A 13,900-nucleotide genomic window follows, 5' to 3' on the forward strand; every position below is an offset into this window, starting at 1 on the left:
TCCTCAGCCCGAAATGAAGGTGGGCCAGACCTGGATCTGCAACTTGAGCGCCCAGATGAACGCCACGTAGCTGCCTGCCGCCAGGATGGTCGAGAGAACCAGCACGTCGCGCAGCTTGAAGTGCTCGCCCGCGAGGCTGGAGATGATGGTGAGCGCGTAGATCGCGATGATCATGCCCATGGCCGGCACGCCGATGCTCGGCAGTCCGCCCAGCAGCACGCCGAAGGCGAGGTTGGCCACGATGACGAAGAACAGCGGCTTCCAGGCCCATTTGCCGATCGGGTCGCCGTCGACCGTCTCGACCACCAGCGACTGGAACATGACAAGGGCGCCAAGGACGGCCAGCAGGATGCCCAGCATGAGCGGGAAGTAGCCGGGCCCCATGCGGGCCCCGTCGCCGATGTTGTAGGTGGTGGCGCCCACGGCGAACGCCGCCCCCACCGCCGTGAACATGACTCCCGAATAGAAGTCAGCCTGACTCTTGATGCGCATTGTCTCGACCCTCGTTGATGTGCCTTCGAGGGTCGTCGCCAGCACCTGACCGTGAGCTGACCACGGCCGTACGGACTTCCACGTACCGGGTTCCGCCCACCAACGAAAAAGGCTCCCGAAGGAGCCTTTCTAGCTGGAAGCAGGGGAGGGCTTAGTAGCCGCCGCGGCCACCGCCGCCGCCGCCGTAGCCGCCACCGCCGCTGCGGTTGCCGCCACCGCCGCCGCCGTAGCCGCCACCGCCGCCGCCGTAGCCACCGCCACCACCGCTGCGGCCACCACCGCCGCCGCCGAAGCCGCCGGGCGAACGGGGCTCCATCGGACGGGCTTCATTGACGGTCAGGCTGCGGCCGTCGAGTGCTTGGCCGTTCAGGCCTTCGATGGCTGCCAGCGCTTCCGCGTCGGTGCCCATTTCGACGAAGCCGAAGCCCTTGGAGCGACCGCTGTCGCGTTCCATCATGACCTTGGCGCTGGCGACCGAACCGTACTGGCTGAAAGCCTGCTCGAGGTCGTTGTCGCGGATGGAGTAGGCGAGGTTGCCTACGTAGAGTTTCTTGCCCATGGAGGGACTCCTAATCAAACCAAAAAAACAAAGCGATGGAGTCCCAGAATCACAACAAACAAATGGCGCTGTGGCGCGAAACTGACCGATCACCGGTTCACGATTCCGGCTTGGAATTGCCAGAAACGCTTCAGCATTGTCATGCACAAATGAGTTTTTGGGTAAATTTCTTCTTGAATTTTTCGCTTATTTGATGCTGCAGCGCAAAAAAGAGAGGCGATTTCAGCCCGGCGGCCCGCGGCGAAGCGGATTCAGGAGCGCCTTCAGGCCGTTGTGGTCGATTTCGTGCATCAGGCCCAGCAGGCGGCCGATTTCCCCCGGCGGAAAACCCTCGCGGGCGAACCACGTGAGGTAGTTTCCCGGCAGGTCGGCGATCAGGCGGCCCTTGTACTTGCCGAAGGGCATTTCGCGGCTCACGAGCTTTTCCAGGTCTTCCGGGTTCATGGTGGCTATGCTCCTCGATCTCTGCGGCGCCTGCCGCTCCTGTTCGTCCATCGGCCCTTCGCGGGCCCTCCGCCCATGCCATTCCAATCCCTGGGACTCGATCCTTCCCTGGCGCGCGCCGCCACCGAAAAGGGCTACCGCGCGCCGACCGCCATCCAGGTCGAGGCCATTCCCGCGATCCTCCAGGGGCGCGACCTGCTGGGCGCGGCGCAGACGGGCTCCGGCAAGACCGCCGCATTCTCGCTGCCCCTGCTGCAGCGGATCGTGGCGGCGGGCCGCTCGTCGCCGCGCCGGCTCCAGGCGCTGATCCTGGTGCCCACGCGCGAGCTTGCGGCCCAGGTGGGCGAGTCGATGCGCAGCCTGGCGCAGCACCTGCCGGTGCCGGTGAAGATCGCGGTGGCCTTCGGCGGCGTCTCGATCAACCCGCAGCTGATGGCGCTGCGCGGCGGGGCCGACCTCATGATCGCGACGCCGGGGCGGCTGCTCGACCTGGTCGAGCACCGGGCGCTCCGGCTGTCCTCGGTCGCCACGCTGGTGCTCGACGAGGCCGACCGGCTGTTCGACCTGGGCTTCGCCGAGGAACTGGGCCGTATCCTGGCGCTGCTGCCGGCGCGGCGCCAGAACCTGCTGTTCTCGGCCACCTTTCCGGCCGCGATCCAGTCGCTGGCCGACGGGCTGCTGCACGATCCGGTGCGCATCGAGATCGAGTCCGGGGCGGCCGAGGAACCGGCGATCCAGCAGCGCGCGATCGAGGTCGATGCGAGCCGGCGCACGCAGCTGCTGCGCCAACTGGTCAAGGACAGCGGCTGGACCCGGGTGCTGGTCTTCGTCGCCACCAAGCATGCGTCGGAGGTCGTCGCCGACAAGCTGCGCCGGGCCGGCATCGAGGCCGAGCCCTTCCATGGCGTGCTGAGCCAGGGCAAGCGCACGCAGGTGCTGGCCGACTTCAAGGCCTCGCGGGTGCAGGTGGTGGTGGCCACCGACCTGGCCGCCCGCGGCATCGACGTCGCGCAGCTGCCGGTGGTGGTGAACTACGACCTGCCGCGTTCGGCGGTCGACTACCTGCACCGCATCGGCCGCACCGGCCGGGCCGGCGCGAGCGGTGTCGCCGTGAGCTTCGTCAGCGCCGATTCGGAAGCCCACTTCAGGCTGATCGAGAAGCGCCAGGGCCTGAACGTGCCGCGCGAGCGGGTGGCCGGCTTCGAGCCGGTCGAGGTGCCGCCGCCCGCGCCGACAGGCGACCCGGGCACCGGCGGCGTCAAGGGCAAGCGGCCGAGCAAGAAGGACAAGCTGCGCGCGCTTCAGGCCCTGGCGACGACCCCGGCGCGCGAGCGGTAGGTATCCCAGGCGGCTGCCGTCATTCCCGCGGCGGGCGCTTCGCGATGCCCATGGTCTTGGCGAGGATGCCGAGCATGACCTCGTCGGCGCCGCCGCCGATCGAGGCCAGCCGGCCGTCGCGGTACAGGCGCGAGACCCGGTTCTCCCAGGTGAAGCCCATGCCGCCCCAGAACTGCAGGCAGGTGTCGGAGACCTCGCGCGTGAGGCGGCCGGTCTTGAGCTTGGCCATCGAGGCCAGTTCGGTCACGTCCTGGCCCTGCACGTGCAGGTCGCAGGCGCGGTAGGTCAGGGCACGCAGGGCTTCGACCTCGGTCTTGAGCTCGGCCAGCTTGAACTGCACCCACTGCTGGTCGGCCAAGGTGCCGCCGAATAGCTTGCGCTGCTGCGCCCATTCGATGGTGTCGGCGATGCATTCGTCGAGCGGCACCAGCGAGCTGGCGGCGCACCACAGGCGCTCTTCCTGGAACTGCTGCATCTGGTAGACGAAGCCCTGGCCCTCCTCGCCGATGCGATAGCGCTGCGGCACCCGCACGTTGTCGAAGTAGATCAGGCCGGTGTCGCTCGAATGCATGCCGATCTTGCGGATCTTCTGCGCGCGCTCGATGCCGGGGCTGTCCATCGGCACCATGACGAGCGACTTGTTGCGGTGCGCCGGGCCGTCGCTGGTGTTGACCAGCATGCACATCCAGTCGGCCTGCAGGCTGTTGGTGATCCACATCTTCTGGCCGCTGATGAGATAGTCGCCGCCGTCCTTGCGCGCGTGGCTCTTGAGGCCGGCGACGTCGCTGCCGGCACCGGGCTCGCTGACGCCGATGCAGCCGACGGTCTGGCCGGCGATGGCCGGCGCCAGGAACTCGCGCCGCAGGTCGTCGCTGCCGAAGCGCGCCAGCGCGGGGGTGCACATGTCGGTCTGCACGCCGATGGCCATCGGCACGCCGCCGCAGCGCACGTGGCCCAGCGCCTCGGCCATCGCCATCGCGTAGGAGTAGTCGAGGCCGGCGCCGCCGTATGCCTCGGGCTTGTTGAGGCCCAGCAGGCCGAGCGCGCCGAGCCGGGCGAACACCGCGTGGGCCGGGAAGGCCTCGGCGGCTTCCCATTCGTCGACGTGCGGGTTGATCTCCTCGTCGATGAAGCGGCGCATCGTCTTCTGGATCTCGAGGTGTTCGTGCGTGTAGTTCAAGGCCTGTCTCCGGTCGGTCCTGTGGTCAGTGTCGATCACTCTAGGGCGACCCGGACCGCCGCGCTTGCGGGAAGTGGCTAGCTGCGGCTTTCGGCGAGCGCGGCCGCGGCGGCTGCCGGCCCCAGGCAACCCAGGCCCTCGAGCGTGGCCGCGACGGCCTGGTCGAGCGGCGTGTGCGCTTCGCTGCCGAGCAGCGCCCGCAGCCGTCCGCTGCGCAGGCGCACCGGCTGCTGCCAGAGGTAGCGCATCTCGCGCAGCTCGCGGAACACGGGCACGACCGGCGAGCCCAGCGCCAGCAGCCACCAGGGGAAGCGCTTCACCGGTAGCTCGGCGTCGCCGCAGGCGTGCCGGATCGCGGCCTGCATGCGGGTGCCGTCGGCATCCCAGTGGCCTTCCATGTGGACGCGCTCGAAGGCCTGCAGGGAGGCCTCGCGCTCGACCAGTTGCGCGATGGTCTCGGCGACGTCGGGCAGGTAGGCCCACTGGTGGCCGACGCCCTGCCGCGCCGGGTCGGTGATGGCGGCCAGCGGCTGGCCGGGCTTCACCAGGCCCTGCGAGAACCAGTTGTTGCCCGCGCGCGGACCGAAGAAGTCGCCGGCCCGCACGATCAGCGTGCGCACGCCACGATCGGCCGCTGCTCGAAGGCGTTCCTCCATCTCGACCCGGATCGCGCCCTTGCGCGTCCGCGGATGCTGCGGCGCGTCCTCGGCGATGTCCGGGAAGGCATCGGGCCCGTAGTTGTAGACCGTGCCGGGCAGCACGATGCGGGCGCCCGAGGCCTGCGCCGCGCGGATCGTGCTGTCGAGCATCGGCAGCACCAGCGCACCCCAGTTCCGGTAGCCGGGCGGATTGACCGCGTGGACGATCAGCGTTGCGCCGCGGGCGGCGGCGATCACGCTGTCGGCGTCCATGGCGTCGCCCGCCACCCATTGCGGGCGCGCGGCGCCGGCCGGCCACCGGGCGGCTGCCCCGGCCGGGTCGCGAGCCAGCGCCCGCACCCGCCAGCCCCGCCGCAGCAGGGCCGCCGTTGTTTCGCCGCCGATTCCGCCCGTCGCACCGAGCACCAGTGCCGTACCTCGTTCCATGACTGTTTCCTTTCGTTGAGGACGCGATTCTTGAACCGAGGGTGAGTAAACACAATTGTCGTAACGATGCGATCGGCTAGTATGAAATGTATGAGCCTGAATCCGTTGGACTGGGAGAACCAGCGTGCCTTCCTCGCGGTGCTGCGCGAGGGCAGCCTGTCGGCCGCGGCACGCGCCCTGGGTGTCGCGCAGCCGACCGTGCGGCGCCGGCTCGAGGCGCTGGAGCGCTCGATCGGCGTCGCCCTGTTCACACGCTCGCCCAGCGGCCTGTCGCCGACCGACGCGGCGCGCGAACTCGGCGGCCACGCCGAGGCGATGGCCGCGGCGGCCGACGCCTTCGCCCGCGCCACCTCGGCCGACACCGATGCGGCAAGCGGTACGGTGCGCATCACCGCCAGCGACGTGGTCGGCGCCGAGGTGCTGCCGGGGCTGCTGGCCGGTTTGCGCGACGCGCAGCCGGGCCTGGTGTTCGAGCTCAGCCTGACCAACCGAAACGAGGACCTGCTGCGGCACGAGGCCGACATCGCGGTGCGGATGATCCGGCCGACGCAGGCCGCGATGGTCGCCACGCGGGTCGGGTCGGTCGCGCTGGGGCTGTTCGCCAGGGCGGACTACCTGGCGAAGAGCGGCCTGCCGGCGAGCCTGGACGAACTGGATCGCTTCGCGCTGATCGGGCCGGACCGGGAGACCGCCGACCTGCGTGCGCTGAATGCCCTCGGCCTGCGCCTGACCCGCTCGAAGTTCAGCTGCCGCACCGACAGCCAGCTCGCGCAGCTGGGGGCCATTCGGGCCGGCCTCGGCATCGGCATCTGCCAGAAGGCGATCGCGCGGCGCGATCCGTCGCTGGTGGCGGTGCTGCCGGAGGCCTTCAGCCACGGTCTCGAGACCTGGATCACGATGCACGAGGACCTGCGTCGCGTGCGCCGTGTGCGCGCCACCTTCGCGCACCTCGTGAGCACCTTCACCGCCTACTGCGGCGGCTGAGCCTCAGCGCTGCGGCCGGATCCGGTAGAGCGCGTTGTTCCGGTCCGCCGTCATGTAGATCGTGCCGTCGCTGCCGACGGCGACGCCGGTCTGCACATAGGGAGGCGGCATGCCGGGACCCGGTTCCAGTCCGATCGGCAGGTCTTCGGCGACCGTGCGGCGGCTGCCGCTCGCCGGGTCGATCTCGACCAGCCGCCGGGCCGCGGTTTCCGCCACGATGAAGCTGCCCCAGGGCGTCTGCGCGACGCCCTCGGGCATTGCCAGCCCCTCGGCCACCGCACGCAGCGGCGCGCTGGCATCGAGCGGGATGCGCGTGAGCTTGCCCGCGGCCTCGGTGACATAGAGCGCGCCGTCCTTGCCGACGATCATCTGCACCGGGCCGCCGAGCCCGCTGGCCAGCACCTGCCGGTCCTCGAACCTGGGGCCGCTCGCACGCGTCACGCTGCCGGTCGCGAGCTCGGCCACGAGGACGCTGCCGTCGGCCATCGGGATGGCGTCGACCGGCGCCTTCAGGCCGTGGATCACGGCCGTGGTCTTGAGCGTCTTGCGGTCGACCAGCTGCACGGTGCCGGTGAACCACGAGCTGAGCGCGAAATGCGTCGCCGACAGGCCGACCGCGAACGGGTACTCGAGCTCCGGATCGCGCTGCATCCGGAAGATGTCGCGCACCGCGCCAGTCTTGGCATCGACTTGCCGGAAGCCGAAGATGTCGGCCACGAAGAGGTCGTTGCCGTCGATCTTGAGCCCGGCCGGCACCGCCAGCTTGCCGCCGGTCAGCAGCCGCAGCTCGCCGGTGGCGGGGTTGAAGGCCTCGACCGAGTTGTCGGCCATGTTCGAAACATAGATCGTGCCTTCGGGCGCGATCGCCAGGTTGTCGAGCGAGGGCTTGAGCTGCTTGGCCACCGTCTTGCGGCCGCTGGCCAGTTCGACCCGCACCAGTTCGCCGCTGCGCGCGTCGACCACCCACAGGTTGCCCTTGCCGTCGAGGTTGGCGGCGGCCGGGATCTTGAAGCCATCGGCGATCACGGTCATGGCGCCGTTGGACGGATCGATCTTCACCACCTGGCCCTTGAACCACAACGGGCCGTAGAGCATGCCGTCGGGGCCGACCTCGAAGCCGTTGAAGCCGCCCATGTCCTTCTTGATCAGGCGCGGCGGCTTCTGGCCGGCGGGGTCGATCTCCCACAGGGCGTCGCCGAGGAACACCTGCGACGCATAGAGCTTGCCGTTGCGGCGGTCGAAGTCGAGCGAATTGAGGCCCGGCAGGTCCTTGGCGACCACGCGCATCGGTGCGGCGTCGCTGTCGCGCATGCGCAGGGCGCCCATCAGGTAGTTGGTCCAGGCGAGTTCGCCTTTGGGGCCGATCGCGATGTCGTCGGCCTGGCCCTCGGGTCCCTTGACCAGCACGCGGGCGGCGCCGCTCTGGCGGTCGACTTCCCACAGCGTGTTGCCGACCACCGAGCCGGCGAGCAGCCGGCCCTGGCGGTCGACCGCCAAGCCGTGCACGCCGGCGAACGAAGAGGGTGCGACGATCGCTTCCGGTGCGGCCCAGGCGGCGGGGCGGCTGGGCGGTGCGGTGACGGTGGTGCAGGCGCCGAAGGCGAGCGTCGACGCCAGCAGGGCGCCGCTCAGGATGCGGTTCATGTTGTCTCCTCGTTGTGAACGGACCCTAACAGTGCAGGCCGGCTTTGCAGTCACACGGGGGACAAGGGCGCGTTCAGGCCGGCGCCGGGCCGCCCCAAGGCGGCCTGCGGCCCCCTCGGGGGGCAGCGACCCACACGCAGTGGGGGAGCGTGGGGGCTCATCACGCCCTGAAGCGCCTTCGCGTCAATCCCAGCGCGATCCAGAACGCGGCCACCGTGTAAGCCGCGAGCACCAGCGCGTGGCGCCACCAGTCGGCCGGCCACTGGTCCATGAAGAGCGGCCGCACCAGCGCCACCGCACTGGCCAGGGGCAGCCACCCCGCGATGCTGCGCACCGCGCCCGGCAGCTGCTCCAGCGGAAAGAAGACGCCCGAGAGAAACATCATCGGCGTCATGAACAGTGTGAAGTAATAGGTGAAGAAGTCGTAGCCCTTGGCCAGCGCGTTGAAGATCAGCGCGATGCACGAGAAGGTGACGCCGACGCCGACCAGCACGAACCAGGCGACGATCAGCTTCGGGCTGTGGCTGATGCCCAGCGCCAGCATCACGAACAGGATCGCGGTGGTGGTGAAGATCGCCTTGAAGCCGGCCCAGAGCATCTCGGCCAGCACGACGTCGTCGAGGCCGACCGGCGCGTTCATGATGCCGTCCCAGGTCTTCTGCACGTGCATGCGCGAGAAGGCCGAATAGAGCGCCTCGAACGAAGCCGCGTTCATCGCGCTCATGCAGATCGAGCCGCTGGCCAGGAACAGGATGTAGGGCACGCGCGTGCCGTCGACCTGCACCTGCCCGACCAGCGCCCCCATGCCGTAGCCGAAGGCCACCAGCCAGATCAGCGGTTCGGCGATGTTGCCGATCAGGCTCGGGATCGCCAGCTTGCGCCACACCAGCAGGTTGCGCAGGAACACCGGCCACCAGCGCATCGAGAGCTCGGGCGGCCGCCAGATCGAAGGGGAGGCGAGGATCACCGCAGACATCAGCGAACCTTCTTTTCCAGGAATCCCGCGGAACCGGCTTCGCCGGGCCGCAGGGATTGCCCCCCGGCAGGGGCTGAGGGCCGCGGCTCCAAGCCTGCCTGCGCAGGCTTGGACGTGTCCGAAGAGCAGCCGCCTCTGGCGGCCGCCTGGTGTCCGAGCCACACGAAGTGGGCGAGGCTGGGGGGCGAGTTCATTCAGCCGTCCTCTCTGATCTGCCGGCCGGTCAGCTTGAGGAACAGGTCCTCGAGGTTGGCGGGCCGGTGGAAGGTGCGCAGGCCGCTGCGGTCGCCCAGCGCCGCCATCAGGCCGCGCGCGTCCTGAGTGTAGAAGAACACGGTCTCGCCGCTGACCTCGACCCGGGCCGCGAAGTCCTTCAGCGGCGACTGCGCGAGTTCGAGCGCGCCGTCGCCGTAGAGCTCGACCACGTCGGGCTCCAGGTGCTCGGCGATCAGGTCGCGTGGCCGGCCCTCGGCGATCTTGCGGCCATGGTCGAGCACCAGCAGCCGCGAGCACAGGCGCTCGGCCTCGTCCATGAAGTGGGTCGTGAGCAGGATCGACTTGCCCTGCTGCAGCAGCACCTGCAGCCGCTCCCACATCAGGTGCCGGGCCTGCGGGTCGAGCCCGGTGGTGGGCTCGTCGAGCATCAGCAGTTTCGGGTCGTTGACCAGCGCGCGCGCCAGCGAGAGCCGCCGCCGCATGCCGCCCGACAGCTCGCCGGGCCTGGCGTCGGCCTTGTGCGAGAGCGCCGCGAACTCGAGCAGCTGCGGGATGCGCGGCGCGATCTCGGCGCGGCGCATGCCGAAGTAGCGCGCGTAGACCATCAGGTTCTCGGCGCAGCTGAAGTCGGGGTCGAGGGTGTCGAACTGGCTGACCACGCCGAGCTGGGCCTTGATGGCGCGGGCGTCGCGCGGCATCGAGAGGCCGCCGAGCGCTTCGATCGTGCCGCCGTCGGGCGCCGTGAGCCCGAGGCACATGCGGATGGTGGTGGTCTTGCCGGCGCCGTTGGGGCCGATCACGCCGAGGCACTCGCCGGGCGCGATCTCGAAGGACAGGTCGTCGACCACCGTGGTGTCGCCGTAGCGCTTGCGCAGGTGGCTGGCGTGGAAGAGGGGATTCGGCACCGGCGCATTGTGGCGCAAGCGCCGTGCGGCCCGGCTCAGAGCCGCAGGCCGCTGAACTCCTGCTTCATCCAGTCGATGAAGGCCCGCGTGCGCGCCGGCAGCAACCGCGCATGCGGGTAGATCACGCTCACCGGCCGCGGCGGCGCCTCGAAGTCCTCGAGCAGGATCTCGAGCCGGCCCTGGGCCACCAGGGGCAGCACCTGGTAGGACAGGAACATGCCGCAGCCCATGCCCGCGGCGCAGGTCTCGATCGCCGGCGCGATGTGGTTGAACTCGATGTTGCCCTTGACCGCCACGGCCAGCGGCCGGCCGTTGTCGCGGAACATCCACTGGCCGCCGGTATTCGGCTGTACGCAGACGCAGTTGATGCGCGACAGCTCGCGCGGATGTGCCGGGCGGCCGTGCGCGCGCAGCCAGGCCGGGCTCGCGACCACGACGCGGCGGATGCTGCCGAGCTGCTGCGCCACCAGCGACGAATCGTCCAGCCTGCTGATCCGGATGCCGACATCGACGCCTTCCTCCAGCAGATTGACCGGGCGGTCGTGCAGCAGCACGCTGCAGCGAATGCGCTCGTAGCGCTGCAGGAAGCGGACGATTGCCGGCGCCACGTACATGTGGCCGAACAACACCGGCGCCGTGACCGTGAGCTGCCCTGCGGGCTCGGCCGCATCGACGCTGAGCGCGCGGTCGGCGGCATCGGCCGCGGCCAGCACCTCGCGCGCGTCGTGCAGGTAGCCGCGACCCTCTTCGGTCAGCGAGATGCGCCGCGTGGTGCGGTGGAACAGGCGCACGCCCAGGTGTGATTCGAGCGCGGCCAGCGAGCGCACCACGGCCGGCAGCGAGCTGCCGAGCGCATCCGCGGCCCGGGTGAGGCTGCCCTGGTCGGCGATCTGCACGAAGGTCTGCATGGCTTTGAGGCGATCCATCGGGCGATTAGACCGGAAAACGCAGCAGTCAAATGCGCTCCTTGCCATTACTTCGCGACGAGAAACAAACAAGAATCGAGGCGTTCCCCCAACTTCCCAGGAGAAAGCCCCATGACCGCATCCCGTCCCGCCGCGCCGATCAAGGTCTACAGCTCGGCGATTTCCGGCCACTCGCACCGCGTGCGCCTGTTTCTGTCGCTGCTCGGCCTGCCCTTCGAGACCCTCGAGGTGGACTTGCGCGCAGGCGAGCACAAGCGCCCCGGCTTCCTGCGCCGCAACGCCTTCGGCCAGGTGCCGGTGATCGAGGATGGCGATGTCACGGTGTGCGACTCCAACGCGATCCTGGTGTACCTCAACGAGCGCTACGCCGCCGATCCGGCGCGCTGGATTCCGCGCGATCCGTTCGCCGCGGCCCAGGTGCAGCGCTGGCTGTCGGTGGCCGCCGGCCCGCTGGCGGCCGGCCCCGCGGTGGCCCGCGTGATCGTGCTGTTCGGGCTGGCCCGAGACCCGGCCGAGGTGATTGCGCGCTCGCACGACCTGCTGCGCGTGATGGAGGGCGAACTCACGGCGCGACCCTTCCTGGCGGGCGGGTCCGTCACCCTGGCCGACATCGCCAACTACAGCTACGTGGCGCACGCGCCGGAGGGCAACGTGTCGCTCGAGGCCTATCCCCAGGTGCGCGCATGGCTGGCGCGCGTCGAGGCGCTGCCGGGCTTCGTGCCGATGGTGGCTTCACGCATCGGGCTGCGGGCATGAGCCGCCGGGCCGCTCCCAAGGCGAATACCGAAGCGCTGGTGCGCGAAGGTACTCCAGTGAGCGCCGCGCCGGGCCGCCCCAAGCCAGCTCGCACCGCAGTGCGAAGCACGGAGGTATCCGAATGCGCCGCGCCGGGCCGCCCCAAGCAAGCTCGCACCGCAGTGCGAAGCGCGGAGGTATCCGAATGCGCCGCGCCGGGCCGCCCCAAGCCAGCTCGCACCGCAGTGCGAAGCACGGAGGTTGCCTAATGAACACCGCCATCGAAGCGTCGCCCTGGCATGAGGGCGAGCGCGCGATGCAGACCCGGGCCGGGGTGCGAGAACGGATGCAGGCATTCGGCGCGCGAGTCATCCGCGATCACATGCCTGACCAGCATCGGGACTTCTTCGCCCAGCTTCCGTTCCTGGTCGCCGGCAGCGTCGACGCCGCTTCGCAACCGTGGGCCAGCGTGCTGGCGGCGCCGCCGGGCTTCGCGCATTCGCCCGACCCGCATCGGCTGCGCGTCGACGCGCGGCCGGCGGACGAGGACCCGCTCGCTGCGTCGCTGGCGCCCGGTGCGTCGATCGGACTGCTCGGCATCGAGCCGCATACGCGGCGGCGCAACCGCATGAACGGCATGGTCGAGCGCATCGACGCCGCCGGCTTCTCGGTCGAGGTGAAGCAGAGCTTCGGCAATTGCCCGAAGTACATCCAGGCCCGCGAGCCGGTCTTCGTCGATGCCACCGGGCCGATTGCGGCGCCGCGGCGGGCCGATCGCCTGGATGCCGCGGCGCGGCGGCTGATCGTCGAGGCCGACACCTTTTTCATCGCCACGTCGCACCCGTCGGCCGGGCGGGACGGCGCGGCGCAAGGGGTCGACGTCTCGCACCGCGGCGGCCGCCCGGGCTTCGTGCGCGTGAGCGGCGAAGGCACGCTGACCGCGCCCGACTTCGTCGGCAACAGCTTCTTCAACACACTGGGCAACATCGCGGTGAATCCGCGCGCCGGCCTGCTGTTCGTCGACTTCGACAGCGGCGACCTGCTGCAGCTCGCCGTCACGGCGGAGGTGGTCTGGGAGGGACCGGCGCTGGCTGCCTTCGAGGGCGCCGAGCGGTTGCTGCGCATGCAGGTGGTCTCGGTGCTGCACCGGCCCGCCGCGCTGCCGCTGCGCTGGGGCCGCGCGCAACTGTCGCCGTACCTGGCCGCCACCGGGCGCTGGCCCGAAGCCAACTGAATCGGCTGCCGCTCAGCGAAAGACCGGGATCCGTGCGTTGACCGATGGGCGGTAGTCCCAGCCGCCTTCGCCCAACGCACCGGTGTCCGCGCCGCCTTCGAGCAGCGCCTCGAGTCCGGCGGCGGCGATCGTGCAAGCCAGGGCCTGGCCGGGGCAGGCATGCGGCCCGTGGCCGAAGCCCAGCGTCCGGCGCTCGGCGCGCATCAGCTCGAAAGTCGCGGGTGCCGGGTTCAGCGCCGGGTCGCGGTTGGCGGCGGCCAGCACCAGCAGCACCGCGTCGCCCGGCGCCAGTTCGATGCCGGCGACGCGCGTGGGCCGCATAACGAAGCGGCGCGTGTTCTGCACCGACGGATCATGGCGAGCGACTTCGGCCACGAGCGAGGGCAGCAGGTCGATGCGCGTGCCGATCTTGCGGCGCAGTCCGGGTTCGCGCACCAGGGCCACCAGGCTGTTGCCCAGCAGGCCGGCGGTGGCCTCGCAGGTCTGCGAGAGCAGGCCGACCAGGTTGGCCTGCAGCGCGCGCGAGGTGGCGTCGGGTGCCCGCGCCTGCACCGACGCCAGCAGGCTGCCGCGCGTCGCGGAGCGGGCGTGGACCAGGTCGTCGAAGCGCGCCATCAGGGCCTCGGCCGCCACGTTGGCGGCGGCGAGCTGTGCCGGCGTCGACAACGGCGACAGGCAGTCGACGAAGTCGGTCATCCAGTCCGAGACCCGCGGCAACGCGTCGTCCGCGAAACCGAGCAGATGCGCGACGGTGCGGACCGGCATGGCCAGGCAGGCGTGAGATGTCGCGTTCGCCGGCATGGCTCGGGCGACCCGAAGCGCGGCAGCATGCGTGGCGGCGGGATCGAGCCCAGCCAACCCGGCTTGCAACGCCGGACGGAGCGCCGCGTGCGGCGCGCCGTCGTTCATGCGAACGAGCTGGCCGAACACCTCGCCGGCGGGGCTGCCGGCAATCGCGCGCGGCACCGGTTCGGCGCCGGGACGCACGCCGAGGTCGGGACTGGCGAGCACCTCGCGCACGACCTCGGCGCGGCTCGCGATCCAGAGCTGCCGGCCTTCGTCGAAGGCCAGCGCCGGACCGCCGCGCAGGGTGGCGTACCAGGGGTACGGGTTCGTGTGGGTGACGGCGGCGATCGCGTCGGCCGGCGAAGCAGTGTTTTTCATGCTTTGCAGTCTCTGCTT

The 13,900-nt window shown here is 70.2% G+C and carries 14 protein-coding genes; 4 read left to right on the forward strand and 10 right to left on the reverse strand.

Translation table 11 applies throughout. The features are described 5' to 3' along the window. Positions 1 to 3 precede the first annotated feature (3 nt). The 3 genes from AC1DYD_RS01425 to AC1DYD_RS01435 form a co-directional block, all read right to left on the reverse strand. Complete coding sequence (locus tag AC1DYD_RS01425) at positions 4 to 492, reverse strand: tripartite tricarboxylate transporter TctB family protein (RefSeq protein WP_478170950.1); 489 nt, start codon at positions 490 to 492, stop codon at positions 4 to 6. Positions 493 to 643: 151 nt separating this feature from the next. After that, positions 644 to 1,051: an RNA recognition motif domain-containing protein gene (locus tag AC1DYD_RS01430; protein WP_478170951.1), complete on the reverse strand. Its 408-nt coding sequence runs from the start codon at positions 1,049 to 1,051 to the stop codon at positions 644 to 646. 222 nt (positions 1,052 to 1,273) lie between these two features. Further along, the gene (locus tag AC1DYD_RS01435) at positions 1,274 to 1,495 is read right to left on the reverse strand and encodes a DUF3820 family protein (RefSeq protein ID WP_478171098.1); all 222 of its coding nucleotides are present in this window, start codon (positions 1,493 to 1,495) and stop codon (positions 1,274 to 1,276) included. Positions 1,496 to 1,570: 75 nt separating this feature from the next. On the opposite strand from AC1DYD_RS01435, the gene AC1DYD_RS01440 reads away from it, so the two are divergent. Continuing rightward, positions 1,571 to 2,833, forward strand: coding sequence for a DEAD/DEAH box helicase (locus AC1DYD_RS01440; RefSeq protein WP_478170952.1), 1,263 nt, complete (start codon positions 1,571 to 1,573; stop codon positions 2,831 to 2,833). Positions 2,834 to 2,852: 19 nt separating this feature from the next. Here the strand turns inward: AC1DYD_RS01440 and AC1DYD_RS01445 are convergent, their stop codons facing one another. Both AC1DYD_RS01445 and AC1DYD_RS01450 read right to left on the reverse strand, forming a co-directional pair. Beyond that, positions 2,853 to 4,013 (reverse strand): acyl-CoA dehydrogenase family protein, encoded by a 1,161-nt coding sequence (locus tag AC1DYD_RS01445; RefSeq protein ID WP_478170953.1) that lies wholly within the window; start codon positions 4,011 to 4,013, stop codon positions 2,853 to 2,855. A 77-nt stretch (positions 4,014 to 4,090) separates the two neighbouring features. Beyond that, positions 4,091 to 5,098, reverse strand: coding sequence for an NAD-dependent epimerase/dehydratase family protein (locus AC1DYD_RS01450; RefSeq protein ID WP_478170954.1), 1,008 nt, complete (start codon positions 5,096 to 5,098; stop codon positions 4,091 to 4,093). 90 nt (positions 5,099 to 5,188) lie between these two features. Here AC1DYD_RS01450 and AC1DYD_RS01455 point away from each other — a divergent pair, with 90 nt between their 5' ends. Next, positions 5,189 to 6,082: a LysR family transcriptional regulator gene (locus AC1DYD_RS01455; protein WP_478170955.1), complete on the forward strand. Its 894-nt coding sequence runs from the start codon at positions 5,189 to 5,191 to the stop codon at positions 6,080 to 6,082. A gap of 3 nt (positions 6,083 to 6,085) precedes the next feature. On the opposite strand, the gene AC1DYD_RS01460 is transcribed toward AC1DYD_RS01455, so the two are convergent. From AC1DYD_RS01460 to AC1DYD_RS01475, 4 genes are all read right to left on the reverse strand, one after another. Then, positions 6,086 to 7,726, reverse strand: a complete 1,641-nt coding sequence (locus AC1DYD_RS01460) for a Vgb family protein (RefSeq protein WP_478170956.1) — start codon at positions 7,724 to 7,726, stop codon at positions 6,086 to 6,088. Between the two features lie 160 nt (positions 7,727 to 7,886). Then, positions 7,887 to 8,702, reverse strand: a complete 816-nt coding sequence (locus AC1DYD_RS01465; protein ID WP_478170957.1) for an ABC transporter permease — start codon at positions 8,700 to 8,702, stop codon at positions 7,887 to 7,889. Between the two features lie 194 nt (positions 8,703 to 8,896). After that, positions 8,897 to 9,823, reverse strand: coding sequence for an ATP-binding cassette domain-containing protein (locus AC1DYD_RS01470; RefSeq protein ID WP_478170958.1), 927 nt, complete (start codon positions 9,821 to 9,823; stop codon positions 8,897 to 8,899). A gap of 35 nt (positions 9,824 to 9,858) precedes the next feature. Further along, the gene (locus AC1DYD_RS01475; protein ID WP_478170959.1) at positions 9,859 to 10,749 is read right to left on the reverse strand and encodes a LysR family transcriptional regulator; all 891 of its coding nucleotides are present in this window, start codon (positions 10,747 to 10,749) and stop codon (positions 9,859 to 9,861) included. Between the two features lie 111 nt (positions 10,750 to 10,860). Between AC1DYD_RS01475 and AC1DYD_RS01480 the strand changes: the two genes are divergently transcribed. Together AC1DYD_RS01480 and AC1DYD_RS01485 are read left to right on the forward strand one after the other, a co-directional pair. Beyond that, on the forward strand, positions 10,861 to 11,505 hold the full coding sequence (locus tag AC1DYD_RS01480) for a glutathione S-transferase family protein (protein ID WP_478170960.1): 645 nt from the start codon (positions 10,861 to 10,863) through the stop codon (positions 11,503 to 11,505). A 259-nt stretch (positions 11,506 to 11,764) separates the two neighbouring features. Continuing rightward, positions 11,765 to 12,718 carry a flavin-nucleotide-binding protein gene (locus AC1DYD_RS01485; protein WP_478171099.1) on the forward strand — a complete coding sequence of 318 codons (954 nt, stop codon included), beginning with the start codon at positions 11,765 to 11,767 and terminating at the stop codon, positions 12,716 to 12,718. Between the two features lie 12 nt (positions 12,719 to 12,730). Here the strand turns inward: AC1DYD_RS01485 and AC1DYD_RS01490 are convergent, their stop codons facing one another. Next, positions 12,731 to 13,882 (reverse strand): cytochrome P450, encoded by a 1,152-nt coding sequence (locus AC1DYD_RS01490; protein ID WP_478170961.1) that lies wholly within the window; start codon positions 13,880 to 13,882, stop codon positions 12,731 to 12,733. Between the last annotated feature and the right edge of the window lie 18 nt (positions 13,883 to 13,900).

The organism is Variovorax sp. P4_B11 (genome assembly GCF_056402355.1).

Bases quoted from the DNA above. Each gene is read 5' to 3' on its own strand.
- AC1DYD_RS01425 (WP_478170950.1), bottom strand. From the start codon at position 492: ATGCGCATCAAGAGTCAGGCTGACTTCTATTCGGGAGTCATGTTCACG.
- AC1DYD_RS01430 (WP_478170951.1), bottom strand. From the start codon at position 1,051: ATGGGCAAGAAACTCTACGTAGGCAACCTCGCCTACTCCATCCGCGAC.
- AC1DYD_RS01435 (WP_478171098.1), bottom strand. From the start codon at position 1,495: ATGAACCCGGAAGACCTGGAAAAGCTCGTGAGCCGCGAAATGCCCTTC.
- AC1DYD_RS01440 (WP_478170952.1), top strand. From the start codon at position 1,571: ATGCCATTCCAATCCCTGGGACTCGATCCTTCCCTGGCGCGCGCCGCC.
- AC1DYD_RS01450 (WP_478170954.1), bottom strand. From the start codon at position 5,098: ATGGAACGAGGTACGGCACTGGTGCTCGGTGCGACGGGCGGAATCGGC.
- AC1DYD_RS01455 (WP_478170955.1), top strand. From the start codon at position 5,189: ATGAGCCTGAATCCGTTGGACTGGGAGAACCAGCGTGCCTTCCTCGCG.
- AC1DYD_RS01460 (WP_478170956.1), bottom strand. From the start codon at position 7,726: ATGAACCGCATCCTGAGCGGCGCCCTGCTGGCGTCGACGCTCGCCTTC.
- AC1DYD_RS01465 (WP_478170957.1), bottom strand. From the start codon at position 8,702: ATGTCTGCGGTGATCCTCGCCTCCCCTTCGATCTGGCGGCCGCCCGAG.
- AC1DYD_RS01475 (WP_478170959.1), bottom strand. From the start codon at position 10,749: ATGGATCGCCTCAAAGCCATGCAGACCTTCGTGCAGATCGCCGACCAG.
- AC1DYD_RS01480 (WP_478170960.1), top strand. From the start codon at position 10,861: ATGACCGCATCCCGTCCCGCCGCGCCGATCAAGGTCTACAGCTCGGCG.
- AC1DYD_RS01490 (WP_478170961.1), bottom strand. From the start codon at position 13,882: ATGAAAAACACTGCTTCGCCGGCCGACGCGATCGCCGCCGTCACCCAC.